This window comes from Pseudomonas sp. BF-RE-25 (assembly GCF_019956105.1).
Taxonomy (GTDB): Bacteria; Pseudomonadota; Gammaproteobacteria; order Pseudomonadales; family Pseudomonadaceae; genus Aquipseudomonas; species Aquipseudomonas migulae.
Genome location: NZ_JAHBDB010000003.1, coordinates 94314 through 111512 on the forward strand (window position 1 = coordinate 94314; position 17199 = coordinate 111512).

Annotated in this window: 11 protein-coding genes and 1 pseudogene; 8 read left to right on the plus strand and 4 right to left on the minus strand. The window is 59.1% G+C overall.

What is annotated here, in order from left to right; translation table 11 throughout:
- Positions 1 to 4: 4 nt before the first annotated feature.
- The 4 genes from KGB24_RS01750 to KGB24_RS01765 all read right to left on the minus strand — a co-directional run bounded on the left by KGB24_RS01750 (position 5) and on the right by KGB24_RS01765 (position 4579).
- Complete coding sequence (locus tag KGB24_RS01750; RefSeq protein ID WP_010463396.1) at positions 5 to 751, minus strand: FadR/GntR family transcriptional regulator; 747 nt, start codon at positions 749 to 751, stop codon at positions 5 to 7.
- 187 nt (positions 752 to 938) lie between these two features.
- A complete protein-coding gene (locus KGB24_RS01755; protein ID WP_223415141.1) occupies positions 939 to 2666 on the minus strand; it encodes an ABC transporter ATP-binding protein/permease in 1728 nt (575 codons plus the stop codon).
- Between the two features lie 97 nt (positions 2667 to 2763).
- Positions 2764 to 3324, minus strand: a complete 561-nt coding sequence (locus KGB24_RS01760) for a response regulator transcription factor (protein WP_008026845.1) — start codon at positions 3322 to 3324, stop codon at positions 2764 to 2766.
- A complete protein-coding gene (locus KGB24_RS01765; protein ID WP_008026843.1) occupies positions 3317 to 4579 on the minus strand; it encodes an ATP-binding protein in 1263 nt (420 codons plus the stop codon). Before KGB24_RS01765 ends, KGB24_RS01760 begins: the two co-directional genes overlap by 8 nt.
- Positions 4580 to 4919: 340 nt before the next feature.
- Between KGB24_RS01765 and KGB24_RS01770 the strand changes: the two genes are divergently transcribed.
- The 8 genes and pseudogenes from KGB24_RS01770 to KGB24_RS01805 all read left to right on the plus strand — a co-directional run bounded on the left by KGB24_RS01770 (position 4920) and on the right by KGB24_RS01805 (position 17189).
- A complete protein-coding gene (locus tag KGB24_RS01770; protein WP_223415142.1) occupies positions 4920 to 5642 on the plus strand; it encodes an SIMPL domain-containing protein in 723 nt (240 codons plus the stop codon).
- Between the two features lie 852 nt (positions 5643 to 6494).
- Positions 6495 to 8096 (plus strand): annotated as a pseudogene (locus KGB24_RS01775) (ABC transporter substrate-binding protein).
- 258 nt (positions 8097 to 8354) lie between these two features.
- Entirely contained in the window at positions 8355 to 9980 is a 1626-nt protein-coding gene (locus KGB24_RS01780; protein ID WP_008024393.1) for an ABC transporter substrate-binding protein, read from the plus strand.
- Positions 9981 to 10288: 308 nt separating this feature from the next.
- Positions 10289 to 11890, plus strand: coding sequence for an ABC transporter substrate-binding protein (locus KGB24_RS01785; RefSeq protein ID WP_008024394.1), 1602 nt, complete (start codon positions 10289 to 10291; stop codon positions 11888 to 11890).
- Positions 11891 to 12063: 173 nt separating this feature from the next.
- Complete coding sequence (locus KGB24_RS01790; protein ID WP_223415143.1) at positions 12064 to 13497, plus strand: OprD family porin; 1434 nt, start codon at positions 12064 to 12066, stop codon at positions 13495 to 13497.
- A gap of 77 nt (positions 13498 to 13574) precedes the next feature.
- On the plus strand, positions 13575 to 15170 hold the full coding sequence (locus tag KGB24_RS01795; protein ID WP_223415144.1) for an ABC transporter substrate-binding protein: 1596 nt from the start codon (positions 13575 to 13577) through the stop codon (positions 15168 to 15170).
- A 74-nt stretch (positions 15171 to 15244) separates the two neighbouring features.
- Positions 15245 to 16255 carry an ABC transporter permease subunit gene (locus tag KGB24_RS01800; protein WP_008024401.1) on the plus strand — a complete coding sequence of 337 codons (1011 nt, stop codon included), beginning with the start codon at positions 15245 to 15247 and terminating at the stop codon, positions 16253 to 16255.
- 10 nt (positions 16256 to 16265) lie between these two features.
- Positions 16266 to 17189 (plus strand): ABC transporter permease subunit, encoded by a 924-nt coding sequence (locus KGB24_RS01805; protein WP_008024403.1) that lies wholly within the window; start codon positions 16266 to 16268, stop codon positions 17187 to 17189.
- The last annotated feature ends 10 nt before the right edge of the window (positions 17190 to 17199 follow it).

A 17199-nucleotide genomic window follows, 5' to 3' on the forward strand; every position in this document is an offset into this window, starting at 1 on the left:
TGCTTCAGCGCTGCGCCTCAGCCTCTTCATGCGCATGACGCAACCGCTCGCGGCTGTTCGTCAGATGCAAGCGCATCGCCGCCCGCGCCGCATCGGAATCCTGGCGTGCGATCGCATCGTAAATCTCTTCGTGCTCACGGCTCAGGCGACTCATGTAGTGCTGCTGGTCGTCATGGGCCAGGCGTGCCGAGTTCAGGCGCGTACGCGGAATAATGCTGGTGCCCAGGTGGGTCATGATGTCGGTGAAGTAGCGGTTGCCGGTCGACAGCGCGATTTGCAGGTGGAACTGGAAATCCGAGGCCACGGCATCGCTGGCGTGGGCCGCGCTTTCGTTCAAGGCGTCCAGGGCGGCGCGCATCAACGCCAACTGTTCAGGGCTGCGGCGTTGCGCAGCAAGCCCCGCGGATTCCACTTCGAGGCTGATACGCAGCTCCAGAATCGCCAGCACATCACGCAGCGTCACCACCGTCGCCGGGTCGATACGGAAACCGCTCGGGCTCGGTGTATCGAGCACGAAGGTGCCGATGCCGTGGCGGGTTTCCACCTGCCCGGCCGCCTGCAAACGGGAAATCGCCTCGCGCACCACGGTGCGGCTGACGCCATGGGCATCCATGATCGCCGACTCGGTGGGCAATTTGTCGCCGCGCTTGAGGTGACCGTCGCGGATCTGCTCGGACAGCACCGTCACCAATTCCTGTGCGAGGCTGCGGCGCTTGCGAGGGAGGCGTGGTGCGTCGATCGGGTTTTCCATGGTGAACGTCTGTCTCGAAAAATTCGGCTGAAACCGCATCATAGCTCAACGCGGTTGTACGATCACCCCGCCCTTGTAGGAGCGAGCCTGCTCGCGATGGTCGCCAACGATAACGCTGGAAGTCTGGCACTCCGCGGCGCTCTCAGGTCCATCGCGAGCAGGCTCGCTCCTACAGGGGTGGCGGTGATTATGCGGTTACGGTCTGGTCCACCAGATGGCCGTTGTCGATGCGCACATGCCGTGGATGGAAGCGTTTCAGGCTGCTGCGATGCCCGACGCTGACGATGCTGAGCCCCGGAATCTCATCGATCAACGCCTGATACAGCGAAGCTTCATCCTCTTCATCCATCGCCGAAGTCGCTTCATCCATGTACAGCCATTGCGGCGCATAAAGCAGCGCACGGGCAAAGGCCAGACGTTGCTGTTCACCCGGCGAAAGCATGCGTTGCCAGTGATTCGCTTCATCCAGGCGCGAAACCAGGTGCGGCAAACGACAGGTTTCCAGCACATGAACGTAGCGTTCCTGCGGATAGGTTTCGCCAGGCTGTGGATAACTCAACACCTCGCGCAGCGTGCCAATCGGCAGATAAGGCTTTTGCGGCAGGAACAAATAGCGCGCCGCCGGCAGACGAATGCTGCCATGGCCTGCAGGCCACAAATGCCCCATGGCTCGCAGCAACGTGGACTTGCCACTGCCGGAACGGCCGCTGAGCATCACGCGCTCGCCCTCCTCCACGGTCATGTCGGCATTGGTCAGCAGATGCCGACCGTCCGCCAGATCGAGGCCCAGGTTGTGAATCTTCAGCCCATTACCCTGATTCTGTACGTCGATGGCCGGCGCGCGCTCTTCGTTGTCGGTCATGGCCTGACGGAAACTCAGCAGACGATCACAAGTGGCACGCCATGAGGCGAGGTTCTGGTACGCACTGATAAACCAGCTGAAACTCTCCTGCACATTGCCGAACGCCGAACTGATTTGCATCAGATCACCGAGTTCGATCTTGCCAGCGAAATAACGTGGGGCGGCGACCATGAACGGAAAGATGATGGCGGCCTGTTGGTAACCTGCGGTAAAGAACGTCAGACGCTTGGACACCTTCATGATGTCCCAGAAGTTGTGCCAGACCAGCCCGAAGCGGTGGCTCAAGCGACGATTCTCATTGGGTTCGCCGTTGTACAGCGCAATGGTCTCGGCATTTTCGCGAACCCGTACCATGGAGAAACGCAGGTCGGCTTCAAAGCGTTGTTGTTGGTTGTTCAGGCCGATCAAACGGCGACCGATCAGATGCGTCAGCCAGCTACCGATCACGGCATACACCAGCACACACCAGAACATGTAGCCGGGGATGGTGAAACCGAACACTTCGATACTGCCCGACACGCCCCACAGAATGATCGAGAACGACACCAGGCTGACAATGTTGCGCAGCAAACCGATGCCCAGCTCCAGGGTATTGGAGGTGAAGTTGTTGAGGTCTTCGGAAATCCGCTGGTCCGGGTTATCGGTGTAACCGCCCTGCTCCAGCTGGTAGTAATTCTTGTTGCCGAGCCAGCGGGCGAAATGCTTTTCCGTGAGCCAGGCACGCCAGCGAATGGTCAGCATCTGGGTCAGATAGAGTCGGTACACGGCACCGATGATCGCCACCGCCGCAATCCCGCAGAAATACAGAATCAGCTGCCAGAACGCGGCTTCGTCCTTCTTCTGCAGAGCGTTGTAAAAATCCTTGTACCAGGTGTTGAACCACACCGAGAGCCCCACGCTGATCAACGACAACGCGATCACCGCGATCAGTAGTGTCCAGGCCTTGACCTTCTCTTCGCTTTGCCAATAAGGCGTGATCATCACCCAGACTTTGCGAAAAAACTGCCCGCGCACGGCATCGTTGACCGCGGAATATTCAGCGTTCTGATTCATGGAAAAGGCTCGATAAAGAAAAGAACACGCACGAACCGATCATAGATGATCGGCTCGGTTTGTCGCGAGGCGCGGCCGGCATTTGTTCAGCGCAGGTTCAGCGACGAACGGGACGCTTTTGCAGTTTGCGCTGCAGCGTACGGCGGTGCATGCCCAGGGCGCGGGCAGTGGCGGAGATGTTGCCTTCGTGTTCGGTCAACACGCGCTGGATGTGCTCCCACTGCAAACGGTCCACCGACATCGGGTTTTCCGGCACCAGGGAGTCGAGGTCAGCGTGCTCGGACAACAACGCGGCCAGCACGTCATCGGCATCCGCCGGTTTGCACAGATAGTTGCAGGCACCGCGCTTGATCGCTTCGACAGCGGTGGCAATGCTCGAGTAACCGGTGAGGATCACCACGCGCATTTCCGGGTCGAGTTCGAGCAGTTTGGGCAGCAACACCAGGCCGGAATCGCCGTCCATTTTCAGGTCCAGCGCGGCGTAATCCGGGATATCGGCCTGGGCGATGGTCAGGCCTTCTTCGGCGGAGCCGGCGGTGCTGACGCGAAAACCACGGCGAGCCATGGCGCGCGCCATCACGCGGGTGAACGTGGCGTCGTCATCTACCAGCAGCAAATGCGGCAGTTCTTCGCCTTCGACTTGGATCTCTTCACTCATGTTCGTCTCCTCGGGCGACACGGGGCAGGCGCAGCTCGGTGAGCGTACCGCCTTCCTCATGACTGTAGAGTTTCACTGAGCCGCCGGCGCGTGTCACGCTGGCCTTGCTCAAAAACAGGCCCAGGCCGAAACCTTTGCCCTTGGTGGTAAAAAACGGTTTGCCGATCTGTTCGGCAATGGCCAGCGGCACACCGGCGCCGTGGTCGCGAATGCTGATGGTCAAATTCTCGGCATTCCAGTCCAGCGTCACTTGCAGCCCTTCGGGGCATGCGTCAGCGGCGTTGTTCAACAAATTCAGCAGCGCCTGGGTCAGGTCCGGCGGCGGCGCCATGCGTGGCACGGTGCCTTGGCCCAGGCGCTGGAAGCGGTAACTGGCTTCCGGGCGCATCAAGTGCCAGCGGTTCAGCGCTTCGTCGAGCCAATCAGTGACGTCCTGCATCTCCACCGCCAAGCGGCGATTGGCCTCGGCGGCGCGTACCAGTTGCTGCAAGGTTTCTTTACAGAGTTTGACCTGATCCTGCAGCACGCTGAGGTCGTCCTGCAACATCGGATCGTGATGGTCCCGGCGCATTTCCTTGAGCAACACGCTCATGGTCGCCAGCGGCGTGCCCAGTTCATGGGCGGCACCGGCGGCCTCGGTCGCGACGGCCAGCAATTGCTGATCACGCAGGCCTTCTTCGCGACGGATGGCCCGTAACTCTTCCTGCCGCCGCAGCTCTTCGGCCATGCGCGCGGCGAAGAAGGTGATGACCGCCGCGGCGAGGGCGAAGCTCAGCCACATCCCGTAGACCTGCAGGTTTTCCCGGGCAATCGGGAAGGTTTGCAGCGGATAGAAACCCGCCAGCAACAAGGTGTACATCGCCAGGGCGATGCCCGACAGAATCACCGAGTAACGCCATGGCAACGTCACGGCGGCGATGGTCAGCGGCACCAGGTAATAAGAGACGAAGGGGTTGGTCGAGCCGCCGGAGAAATACAGCAAGGCGCTGTGGATAAACAGGTCGCAGGCCAGTTGTACGGCGTATTCAAGCTCAGTAACCGGCCAGGAGGTACGCAGCCGAATCGCCGTGAACGCGCACAGCAACATAGAGCAACCGAGGGTCGCGGCCAGTTGAAACCAAGGCAGCGGCAGCAAGTCGAGCCAGTAGGCCAGGCCCACGGAACCGGCCTGAGCGGCCAACACCAATGTGCGGATGAACGTCAGCCGCCAGAGATTCTGACGAGTTGCGGAAGTGATTTGAACGGGGGCGAGCATGAGCTCTCCTGATGAGCGCTCCAGGCAGATCGCACGGAGTATAACCAAGCACGGGGGCTGACAGGCAAAAGTGCGGCAAACGGCCACATGGCAGGAATGATGGCGACGATCCCCTGTAGGAGCTGGCTTGCCAGCGATGAACGTTAACGATAACGCGGTCATTCAGCATTGACGTGGCGCTTTTGATCCCATCGCTGGCAAGCCATCTCCTACAGAATGCCGCTTGCCGCCACACATCTGTATAGAAGTTGTAACTGTGCGAACCGGATCATTAAAGCTAGAGTCTGATGGTTTCACGCAGGCTCGGACCTAACCCCTGCGCATCGTCCAAGGAGTTTTCATGCACACTTTCCGCCGCAGCGCCGCCCTTCTCGCCCTCAGCGTTGGCACCCTCGCCAGCCTCCCGGCCCTGGCCCTGGCCGCCGACGAGCTGCATTACAACCAGATTTCCCTGCGCGCCGAAGTCAGTCAGGAAGTTGCCCGCGACCTGATGATCGTGACCCTCTACACCGAAGAACAAAACACCGACCCGGCCAAACTCGCGGCCGACGTCAGCACCACCATGAACAAAGCGCTGGCCCAGGCCAAGCAAGTCAAAGACATCACCCTGCGCCAGGGCAGCCGCAACAGCTACCCGATCTACGACACCAAGGGCCAGAAAATCACTGGCTGGCGCGAACGCGCCGAACTGCGCCTGGAAAGCTCCGACTTCGCCGCCCTGTCGAAACTGACCGGCGAACTGCTCACCGACCTGAAAATGGGCGGCATGGACTTCGCCATCGCCACCCCAACCCGCAAGGCCAGCGAAGACGCGCTGCTCAAAGACGCCGTGACCGCCTTCAAGGCCCGAGCACAACTGGCCACCGACGCGCTGGGCGGCAAGGGTTACAAAATCGTCAACCTCAACCTGAACAGCAACGGTTATCCACAACCGTACATGCGTGGGCCGATGATGATGAAAGCGGCCAGCATGGATGCCGCGCCAGTTACGCCGGAAGTTGAAGCCGGCACCAGCCAGATCAGCATGACGGCGGATGGGTCGATTGAAGTATTGATGCCTTGATTCGATAGCCCGTACACAGAAACGGCGATCACCCTAGTGATCGCCGTTTTTTTATGGCCACGGAAAATCGACGCCACCCGATCCTGTAGGAGCCGGCTTGCTGGCGAAAAATTCCGGATTTTGCGGCGCTGCTACGCACGCCATCGTCGGAACGCCGCCCGCAGCAAGCCGGCGCCTACAAAAGTTCGGGTACATCCGCGAAATCAGGTCGGCTGACAGGCTGCCATCGCCAGCAAGCCGGCTCCTACAAAGGGCGTATTACATCCGCGAAATCAGGTCGTCTGGCAGGCCGCCATCGCCGGCAAGCCGGCTCCTACAAAAGCAGGTCAGCGTACACCCGCTTTTCACCACTCATCAGGCCGAGCGTTAGCTCGCCTGCAGCTTTTGATTTTGATCTGCCCGCCCCTTCGGGAGGCCGAGTGGAGGTTCTGCGCAGTGGGCAGCCCGGCATGGATGCCGGGCTAGCCGCCCCCGGCCATGGATGGCCGATGGCGGCGGGCCCACGGAGCAGGACCGGAGCGAGGGAACGCCGAGCCTTAGCGAGGGGCCGGACGCCGGGGCGAGACCTTTTGGTTCCTTTTGGGGCGTTTGCCAAAAGGGACTCGCCGTAAGGGCGAAACCATAGGCGGCCGTTACCGCAGGAATGGATATGTACACCCAAAAGGAAATTGGTCGGCTTTAAGGCCGCCATCGCCAGCAAGCCGGCTCCTACATTTTGAACGTGCACACATCCGACAAACAGCCTGAATATACCGAGATAGAGGGGTCCCCCTCACAAACGGATATTTCCGCCCACCCCGTCTACAACGCTACCCTGAGGAAAATACAGCGACCCAAACCCCCGGGGACTCCATGGAAAGAACCACCGTCAAACCACTCCTGCTCGCCCTAGCCCTCGCAACAACCGCCCCATTCGCACAAGCCGCCACCACCCTGGTCTACTGCTCCGAAGCCAGCCCCGCCGGCTTCGACCCCAGCCAATACACCAGCGGCACCGACTTCGACGCCTCCGCCGAAACCGTCTTCAACCGCCTCACCCAATTCAAACGCGGCGGCACCGAAGTCGAACCCGGCCTGGCGACAAACTGGGACGTATCAAAAGACGGCCTCACCTACACCTTCCACCTGCGCAACGGCGTGAAATTCCACACCACCGATTACTTCACCCCGACCCGCGACTTCAACGCCGACGACGTACTGTTCACCTTCCAGCGCCTGCTCGACCCGGAAAATGCGTTCCGCAAGGCCTATCCCGCCGAGTCCCCATACTTCACCGACATGGACCTGAACAAAACGATCAAGAGCGTCGACAAAATCGACGAACACACCGTGCGCTTCAGCCTGAACAACATCGACGCCGCCTTCATCTAGAACCTGGCGATGAGTTTCGCTTCGGTGCAATCCGCCGAGTACGGCGCGCAATTGCTAAAGGAAGGCAAAGCGGCCGACATCAACCAGAAACCCGTCGGCACCGGCCCGTTCGTGTTCAAGCGCTATCAAAAGGACTCGCAGATCCGCTACGTCGCCAACAAGGCGTACTGGAAACCCGAGGATGTGAAAATTGACAACCTGGTGTTCTCGATCACCCCGGACGCCGCCGTGCGCTTGCAGAAACTCAAGGCCGGCGAGTGCCAGGTCAGCGGTTACCCGCGCCCGGCCGACATCGAGGTGATGGAGAAAGACCCGAACCTGCGCGTGCTCAAGCAGGCCGGATTCAACCTCGGCTTCCTGGCCTACAACGTGACACACCCGCCGCTTGACCAGCTCAAGGTGCGTCAGGCCCTGGACATGGCGATCGACAAACCGGCGATCATCAAGGCTGTCTACCAGAGTGCCGGACAACTGGCGCAAAACGCCTTGCCACCCGCGCAATGGTCTTACGACCCGAGCATCAAGGATGCTTCCTACGACCCGACAAAAGCCCGGGCGCTACTGAAAGAAGCAGGGGTTGCACCCGGTACCACCATTAATTTGTGGGCCATGACCGTGCAGCGTGCCTCCAACCCCAATGCGCGGATGTCGGCGCAGATGATCCAGCAGGATTGGGAGAAGGTCGGCATCAAGGCCAACATCGTCAGCTATGAATGGGGCGAGTACATCAAGCGCGCCAAGAACGGCGAACACGACGCGATGATCTACGGCTGGACCGGCGACAACGGCGACCCCGACAACTGGCTCGGCGTGCTCTACAGCTGCGCGGCCGTGAAGGGCAGCAACTACGCCAAGTGGTGCGACCCGGCCTACGACAAACTCGTCCAGCAAGCCAAGGTGTCCACGGACAAACAGCAGCGGGTGAAACTGTATCAACAGGCCCAACAAATCCTTAAGCAACAGGTGCCTATCACGCCAATCGCCAACTCGACGGTGTTCCAGCCGCTGCGCAAGGAAGTCACCGACTTCAAGATCAGCCCGTTCGGCCTCACACCCTTCTATGGTGTGGGTATAAATAAGTAACACCGCGCGCCAACCGGGTGCGCCCAGCGCCCCGGTTGCCCTTCGTCAGTGCGTGGTTTGCACCGAAAAAAATACACGCAAACGGTCAAATGCGCGTCAATTTATACATATGCGACATTAAGGTACGTTCGTGCCACTGTTTAAGGCTTGTGGCCATTCAACATCTTGCATTGGGTATGGCCCCTGCATAAGTATCCGCAGGCACGACTCACGAGGTCGTCCTCAAATTCAAAAATGACAACAAATCATGAGGCCACCATGCTTAAACACGCGGTCATTCCGTTTTTAGTCGGCGCCAGCTTGTTAGCTGCCGCACCTTTCGCCCAAGCGGCGACTAACCTGGTGTTCTGCTCCGAAGGGAGCCCGGCCGGTTTTGATCCTGGTCAGTACACCACCGGAACCGACTTCGACGCCTCTGCCGAAACCATGTTCAACCGTCTGACTCAGTTCGAGCGCGGCGGTACCGCCGTTATTCCTGGTCTGGCGACCAAGTGGGACATCTCCGATGATGGCCTGACTTACACCTTCCACCTGCGTGAAGGTGTCAAGTTCCACACTACCCCGTACTTCAAGCCGACTCGCGAGTTCAACGCCGACGACGTGCTGTTCACCTTTAATCGCATGATTAACAAGGATGATCCGTTCCGTAAGGCGTACCCGACCGAATTCCCGTACTTCACCGACATGGGGATGGACACCAACATCACCAAGATCGATAAAGTCGACGACCACACCGTCAAGTTCACCCTCAAAGAAGTAGATGCCGCGTTCATCCAGAACATGGCCATGAGCTTCGCCTCGGTGCAGTCCGCCGAGTACGCAGCCCAGCTGCTCAAGGAAGGCAAAGCCGCCGACATCAACCAGAAGCCGGTCGGCACTGGTCCGTTCGTGTTCAAGAGCTACCAGAAAGACTCCAACATCCGCTACACCGGGAACAAGGACTACTGGAAGCCTGACGACGTCAAGATCGACAACCTGATCTTCGCCATCACCACCGACCCTTCGGTGCGTATCCAGAAGCTGAAAAAGGGCGAGTGCCAGATCACTCTGTTCCCGCGTCCGGCCGACCTGAAGGCGCTGAAAGAAGACAAAACCCTGAAAGTGCCTGACCAGGCCGGTTTCAACCTGGGTTACATCGCCTACAACGTGATGGACAAGATCAAGGGTGACGACAAGCCGAACCCGATGGCCCAACTGAAAGTGCGTCAGGCACTGGACATGGCCGTCAACAAACAACAGATCATCGACTCGGTTTACCAGGGTGCAGGTCAAAAGGCCGTCAACGCCATGCCACCGACCCAGTGGTCTTACGACACCACCATCGTGGATGCTCCGTACAACCCTGAGAAAGCCAAGGAGCTGCTCAAGGAAGCCGGTGTGAAGGAAGGCACCGAAATCGTTCTATGGGCAATGCCGGTGCAGCGTCCGTACAATCCGAACGCCAAGCTGATGGCCGAGATGCTCCAGGCAGACTGGGCGAAGATCGGTATCAAGGCCAAAATCCAGAGCTACGAATGGGGCGAGTACATCAAGCGCTCCAAAGGCGGCGAAAACGGCGCGATGCTGATTGGCTGGAGCGGCGACAACGGTGACCCGGACAACTGGCTGAACGTGCTGTTCGGCTGCGACTCGCTGCAAGGCAACAACTTCTCCAAGTGGTGCGACAAGAAGTTCGACGGCATCGTCAAAGAAGCCAAGCGCACGACCGACCAGGGCAAGCGCACCGAACTGTACAAGCAGGCGCAACACGTCCTCAAAGACGCTGTTCCAATGACACCTATCGCTCACTCGACGGTGTTCCAACCCATGCGCAACGAAGTGCAGGATTTCAAGATCAGCCCATTCGGCTTGAACTCCTTCTACGGCGTTAGCGTCAGCAAATAAGATTTGGCAACGGCGACGTTTTTGACGTCGCCGTTGCTTTTTCTACCGAGAAAGCAGGAAACAACCTACATCCTATTCCGCTGAGCATTACAGCTGCGGCGTCGGACGCGTTGCCCTTTCCTACGAGTCTTTAGGACTCTACGCATTTACTGCCAGACTCGCGGCTCTTACCGTCGGGTTCTGACCAGTGCACGCGTGGGCTCTCGGTTATTGCTGCACGTCATGGCTTGATATCAATGACGCCTCCACGTCCCCGGACGGGACAGCGGCGCATTGAAAACACTTAGCGAAAGAGAAAAGGGAGCGTCATGCGCCATACCTTGGTTTTATCCGCATTGCTGGGCACCGGCCTGCTGGCCGCCACTTCCATCAGCCAGGCCGCCAACAACAGCCTGGTGTTCTGCTCCGAAGGCAGCCCGGCTGGCTTCGACACCGCGCAGTACACGACCGCGACCGATAACGACGCCGCCGAGCCGTTGTACAACCGATTGGCAGAATTCGAAAAAGGCGCCACCAACGTCGTACCAGGCCTGGCAAAGAGCTGGGATATTTCCGAAGACGGCCTCAAATACACCTTTCACCTGCGCGAAGGGGTGAAATTTCATACGACCAAGTACTTCACGCCGAGCCGTGATTTCAACGCCGATGACGTGCTGTTCACCTTCAATCGCATGCTCGATCCGCAGCAACCTTTCCGTAAGGCTTATCCAACCGAGTTCCCGTATTTCAACGGGATGAGCCTGAACAAGAACATCGCCAAGGTCGAAAAGACCGGGCCGCTGACCGTGGTCATGACGCTCAACAGCGTGGACGCCGCGTTCATCCAGAACATCGCCATGAGCTTCGCTGCCATCCTGTCCGCCGAATACGCCGACAAGCTGCTGGCCGAAGGCAAGCCGAGCGACATCAACCAGAAGCCGATCGGCACCGGGCCGTTCGTGTTCAAGAGCTACCAGAAAGACTCCAACATCCGTTACAGCGGCAACAAGCAGTACTGGGACCCGAGCCGGGTCAAGCTCGACAACCTGATTTTCGCCATCAACACCGATGCGTCGGTTCGTGTGCAGAAGCTCAAGGCCAACGAGTGCCAGATCACCTTGCACCCACGACCTGCCGATGTCGAAGCGCTGAAGAACGACGCGAATCTCAAGCTCATCGAAAAGCCTGGCTTCAACCTCGGCTACATCGCCTACAACGTGCGCCACAAGCCATTCGACCAGCTCGAAGTGCGCCAGGCGCTGGACATGGCGGTGAACAAACAAAGCATTCTCAACGCCGTTTACCAAGGCGCCGGTCAACTGGCGCAAAACGCCATGCCGCCGACCCAATGGTCCTACGACGAGACCATTAAAGACGCCGCCTACAACCCGGAAAAAGCCAAGGAACTGCTCAAGGCTGCCGGCGTGAAAGAAGGCACCGAAATTACCCTGTGGGCGATGCCGGTTCAGCGTCCCTACAACCCCAACGCCAAGTTGATGGCCGAGATGCTCCAGGCTGACTGGGCGAAGATCGGTCTCAAAGTGAAGATCGTCAGCTACGAATGGGGCGAGTACATCAAGCGCACCAAAAATGGCGAGCACGACGTCAGCCTGATTGGCTGGACCGGTGACAATGGGGACCCGGACAACTGGCTCGGCACGCTTTACAGCTGCGACGCCATTGGCGGCAACAACTACTCCCAATGGTGTGATCCGGCTTACGACAAGCTGATCAAGCAGGCCAAGGTCGTCACCGACCGTGACCAGCGCACCGTGCTTTACAAACAGGCTCAGCAGTTGCTCAAGCAGCAAGTGCCGATCACGCCTGTCGCCCACTCGACGGTCAACCAGCCGTTAAGCGCCAAAGTCGAAGGATTCAAGGTGAGTCCTTTCGGCCGCAACGTGTTCTCGGGCGTCAGTATCGACAAATAACCGATTAGCCAAAAAAACGCTGGGGGCGGATTCCGCCCTCACGCAAGCGTATTGCCGTTATTTGCCGATCAGGCCGACAGCAAACGTTTGCGAAGCCTTGTATGAGTTCCAAAACCAATAGCCGGATCACAAAAAAAGACCGGTATAAAAAAAGAAAGAAAGGAGCTTCACCCATGAAACTGAGCAGCACCGCGTTATTGGCCCTGGCCATCAGCAGCGTTACCGCCACGGCCTACGCTGAGTCCCAGAGCCAGGCTTTCACACCGGTCACCGTCAAGGAAAAGAGCGCCCAAAGCGAAGCCACCGGCTTTGTTGAAGGGCAATCGGTCACCGGTTCCACGCGCAACTGGTATGCGAATGAGCAGCTGAAGCGCGGCGCCAAGTTCCAGTACAACAAAAGTGGCGTATTGACCGACACAGACCGTCGGATCAACTGGGTCCAGGGCACCATCATCAAGTACAACTCGGGCTTTACCGAAGGTACTGTCGGTTTCAGCACTGAGGTCGCGGCCTACAATGCCATCGCCCTGAATCGTGATCGCGAAGACCTGGCCTCTCGCTTCGGTGGTGCACCGGGTGATCGTCCAAAGGCGGGGTATAACCGTACGCTGACCGAAGAAGGTGGCGATGCCGTAGACCAGTGGAGCAAACTGGGCCTGGCCAACGTCAAGGCCCGTTTCTCCAACACCACGCTGACGGCCGGTCGCCAGAACTTCAGCAGCCCGCAAGTGGACGTCATCGGTAACCGTCCACTGCCTTCGAGCTTCGAAGGTGTGACGCTGCACAGCGAAGAGTTGGAAAACCTGACCTTCGACCTCGGCACCTTCGACCGCAACTCTCCGCGTACCGAACAAAGCCAGCGTAAATTCCGCACCGAATACGCCAACGGCATCGTTGAATCCGATCACATCTACACCGGCGGTATCACCTACACGCCGTTCGCCAGCCTGACCACCAGCCTCTGGGCAACCCAGGCCGAAGACATCTGGAACCAGTACTACGTCGGCGCGTCCCACGTACTGGGCGACAGCTCGGTGCTGAGCCTGACCACCGGCCTGAACTACTACAAAACCCAGGACGAAGGTAAAGCCCTGATCGGCGACATCGACAACGACACCTATTCCCTGTCGTTCGGCCTGACTCACCAGGCTCACTCCCTGACCTTCTCCTACCAGGAAGTGAACGGTAACGAGTACTTCGACTACCTGCACGAAACCAACGGCATCTACCTGGCCAACTCCCTGCTGTCGGACTTCAACGGCCCGAACGAGAAATCCTTCCAGATCGCCTACGGCCTGAACATGGCTGAATACGGCGTACCAGGCCTGAAGTTCAACATCTACCAGGCTCGCGGCTGGGGCATTGACGGCACTCACTACAACGGCAACGGCGGCGTCAAAGACAAAGGCTACGACGGTATCCAGGCCCAGGACGGCGAACACCACTACGAATACGGTATCGGTGCGTCGTACGCCGTACAAAGCGGCCCGCTCAAAGCCACCGCAATTCGTGCGACTTACACCACGCATCGCGCCAGCGAAAACCAGGCTGACGGCAGCATCAACGAGTTCCGTCTCGTGACCACCATCCCGTTCAACGTTCTGTAATGTACCCGCCGAACGGCTGATTCAGTGACGAATCTACCGTTCGGCTTTTGTCCTTAACTGATTGCAGAGGGCTCTTGATGAAAATGCTTCCCCTACGTGCGGCCATCGCTGCCGCGTTGCTGAGTGTTGCCGTTGGCGTCTCGGCCAAACCCTTGGTGGTTTGCACCGAAGCCAGTCCGGAAGGCTTCGACATGGTTCAATACACGACTGCAGTCACAGCCGATGCGGTGGCCGAAACCATCTTCAACCGCCTGGCGGACTTCAAGCCCGGTACCACTGAAGTGATTCCGGCACTGGCCGAGTCCTGGGACATCAGCGAAGACGGCCTGACCTACACGTTCCACCTGCGCAAAGGCGTCAAGTTTCACACCACCGAATACTTCAAGCCGACCCGCGACATGAACGCCGACGACGTGGTCTGGAGCTTCCAGCGTCAACTGGACCCGAAACACCCGTGGCACAAACTGTCGAGCGTGGGCTTCCCGTACTTTGAAAGCATGGGCTTCAAGGAACTGCTGAAAAGCGTCGAGAAAGTTGACGACAACACGGTCAAATTCACCCTGACCCGCCGCGAAGCGCCGTTCCTGGCCGACATCGCCATGGCGTTCTCCTCGATTTACCCTGCCGAGTACGCCGACCAGCTGCTCAAGACGAACAAGACCGGCGACCTCAACAACAAACCGGTCGGCACCGGCCCGTTCGTTTTCCAGCGTTACGCCAAGGACGCCCAGGTTCGCTTCAAGGCCAACCCGGACTACTTCCGTGGCAAGCCGCCGGCTGACTCGTTGATTCTGGCCATCGCCACCGACAACAACGTGCGCCTGCAAAAGCTCAAGGCCAACGAGTGCCAGGTCGCGCTGTATCCGAAGCCGGATGACATCCCGAGCATCAAGAAAGACGCCAAACTGAGCGTCGATGAACTGAACGCGATGACCGTTTCGTACATCGCCATGAACACCACGCACAAGTACATGAGCGACGTGCGGGTGCGCAAAGCCATCGACATCGCCTTCGATAAAGAGGCTTATGTCAACGCGCTGTTTGGTAAAGGCAATGCGACAGTGGCGGTCAACCCGTTCCCGGACACGCTGCTGGGCTACAACCACAGCCTGAAAAACCCGGCCCGTGATCTGGACAGGGCCCGCGCCCTGCTCAAGGAAGCCGGCGTACCGGAAGGCACCACCTTCACCCTGTTCACCCGCAACGGTGGCGGCCCGACCAACCCGAACCCGATGCTCGGCGCGCAGATGATGCAGGCTGACCTGGCCAAGGTCGGGATCAAGATCGACATTCGCGTGATGGAATGGGGCGAAATGCTCAAACGCGCGAAAAACGGCGAGCACGACATGGTTTCCGCCGGATGGGCGGGTGATAACGGCGACCCGGATAACTTCCTGACGCCTATGCTCAGTTGCGAAGCCGCGAAGAACGGCGAAAACTATGCACGCTGGTGCAATGACAAGTTCCAGGCGCTGATCGACCAGGCTCGCGAAAAAACCGATCCGGCCGAGCGGGCAGCGCTGTACGAGCAGGCCCAGGTTATTTTTAACCAGGACCAGCCATGGATCAGCATGGCGCACACTAGAATGTTCACCGCAATGCGCAACAACGTAGAGGGTTATCACATTAGCCCCCTCACCACTAATAACTTCGCCACCACCCAGGTGAAGTAGATAAGAAAACTCCCGGTGTCCCTGACTCCAGGGACACCAGGCACGCCTAACCGGCTGATGAGGTACACCAGAAGATGTTTAGTTTTATTGCCCGCCGATTGGGGTTATTGATCCCCACGTTCTTCGGCATCACCTTGCTGACTTTCGCGTTGATTCGCATGATTCCAGGCGACCCCGTGGAAGTAATGATGGGCGAACGACGAGTCGACCCCGAAATGCATGCTCAGGCAATGGAACGCCTAGGTCTGAACAAACCGCTGTATGCCCAATACCTGGATTACATCGGCAAACTGGCTCACGGCGATCTCGGCGAATCCCTGCGTACCCGTGAAAGCGTGTGGAGCGAGTTCAGCTCTCTATTCCCCGCGACCCTGGAACTGTCCATGGCCGCCCTGTTGTTCGCCGGCATCCTGGGCCTTCTGGCCGGGGTGATCGCGGCACTCAAGCGAGGATCCCTGTTCGACCATGGGGTGATGGGCATCTCCCTGGCGGGATATTCGATGCCGATCTTCTGGTGGGGCCTGATCCTGATCATGTTCTTCTCGGTGTCCCTGGGCTGGACCCCGGTGTCCGGGCGGATCGACCTGCTCTATGACATCGAGCCGCGCACCGGCTTCATGCTCATCGACACGCTGCTGGCCGATGACGTCGGTGCGTTCCTCGATGCCCTGCATCACCTGATCCTGCCGGCCATCGTGCTCGGCACCATCCCGCTGGCGGTGATTGCGCGGATGACCCGTTCTTCGATGCTCGAAGTGCTGCGCGAAGACTACATCCGGACCGCCAAGGCCAAAGGCCTGTCGCCGTCGCGCGTAGTGTTTGTACACGGCCTGCGCAACGCACTGATTCCGGTACTGACCGTGGTCGGCCTGCAAGTCGGCACATTGCTGGCCGGTGCGGTCCTGACCGAAACCATCTTCTCGTGGCCCGGCATCGGCAAATGGCTGATCGAAGCCATTGGCGCACGGGATTATCCCGTGGTGCAAAACGGCATCCTGTTAATCGCCTGCCTGGTGATTCTGGTGAACTTCATCGTGGACATCCTCTACGGCTTCGCCAACCCACGCATCCGTCACCAGCGCTGAGATCATGACCATGACCACTCCAGCTTCAACTACAAATCAAGCGGTAACAGTCGATCAAAGCCTGCTGTACCCGTCCCCGTACAAAGAATTCTGGCAAGCGTTCTCCAAGAACAAAGGCGCCGTCGCCGGCCTGATGTTCATGTTGCTGGTGATCTTCTGCGCGATCTTCGCGCCGTGGGTCTCGCCACATAACCCGAGTGAGCAATACCGTGACTTCCTGCTGACCCCGCCGTCCTGGCTGGAAGGCGGGCAAATCCAGTTCCTGCTCGGCACCGATGAACTGGGCCGCGACCTGCTGTCGCGCCTGATCAACGGTTCGCGCCTGTCCCTGCTGATCGGCTTGTCGTCGGTGGTGATGTCGCTGATCCCGGGCATCCTGCTCGGTCTGTTCGCCGGCTTCTTCCCGCGCATCCTTGGCCCGACCATCATGCGTCTGATGGACATCATGCTGGCCCTGCCCTCGCTGCTGCTGGCCGTGGCGATTGTCGCCATCCTCGGCCCTGGCCTGATCAACACCATCATTGCCATCGCCGTGGTTTCGTTGCCGTCCTATGTTCGTCTGACCCGCGCTGCGGTGATGGGCGAGCTGAACCGCGACTACGTGACCGCCGCGCGCCTGGCCGGTGCCGGTCTGCCACGCCTGATGTTCGTCACCGTGCTGCCCAACTGCATGGCGCCGCTGATCGTTCAGGCCACCCTGAGTTTCTCCTCGGCGATTCTCGATGCCGCAGCCCTTGGCTTCCTGGGCCTTGGCGTACAACCGCCAACCCCTGAGTGGGGCACCATGCTGGCTTCGGCTCGCGACTACATCGAACGCGCCTGGTGGGTAGTAAGTCTGCCTGGTTTGACCATTTTGCTCAGCGTGCTGGCAATCAACTTGATGGGCGACGGCCTGCGCGATGCGCTGGACCCGAAACTCAAGAACGCCGCCTGAGGAGATTCAA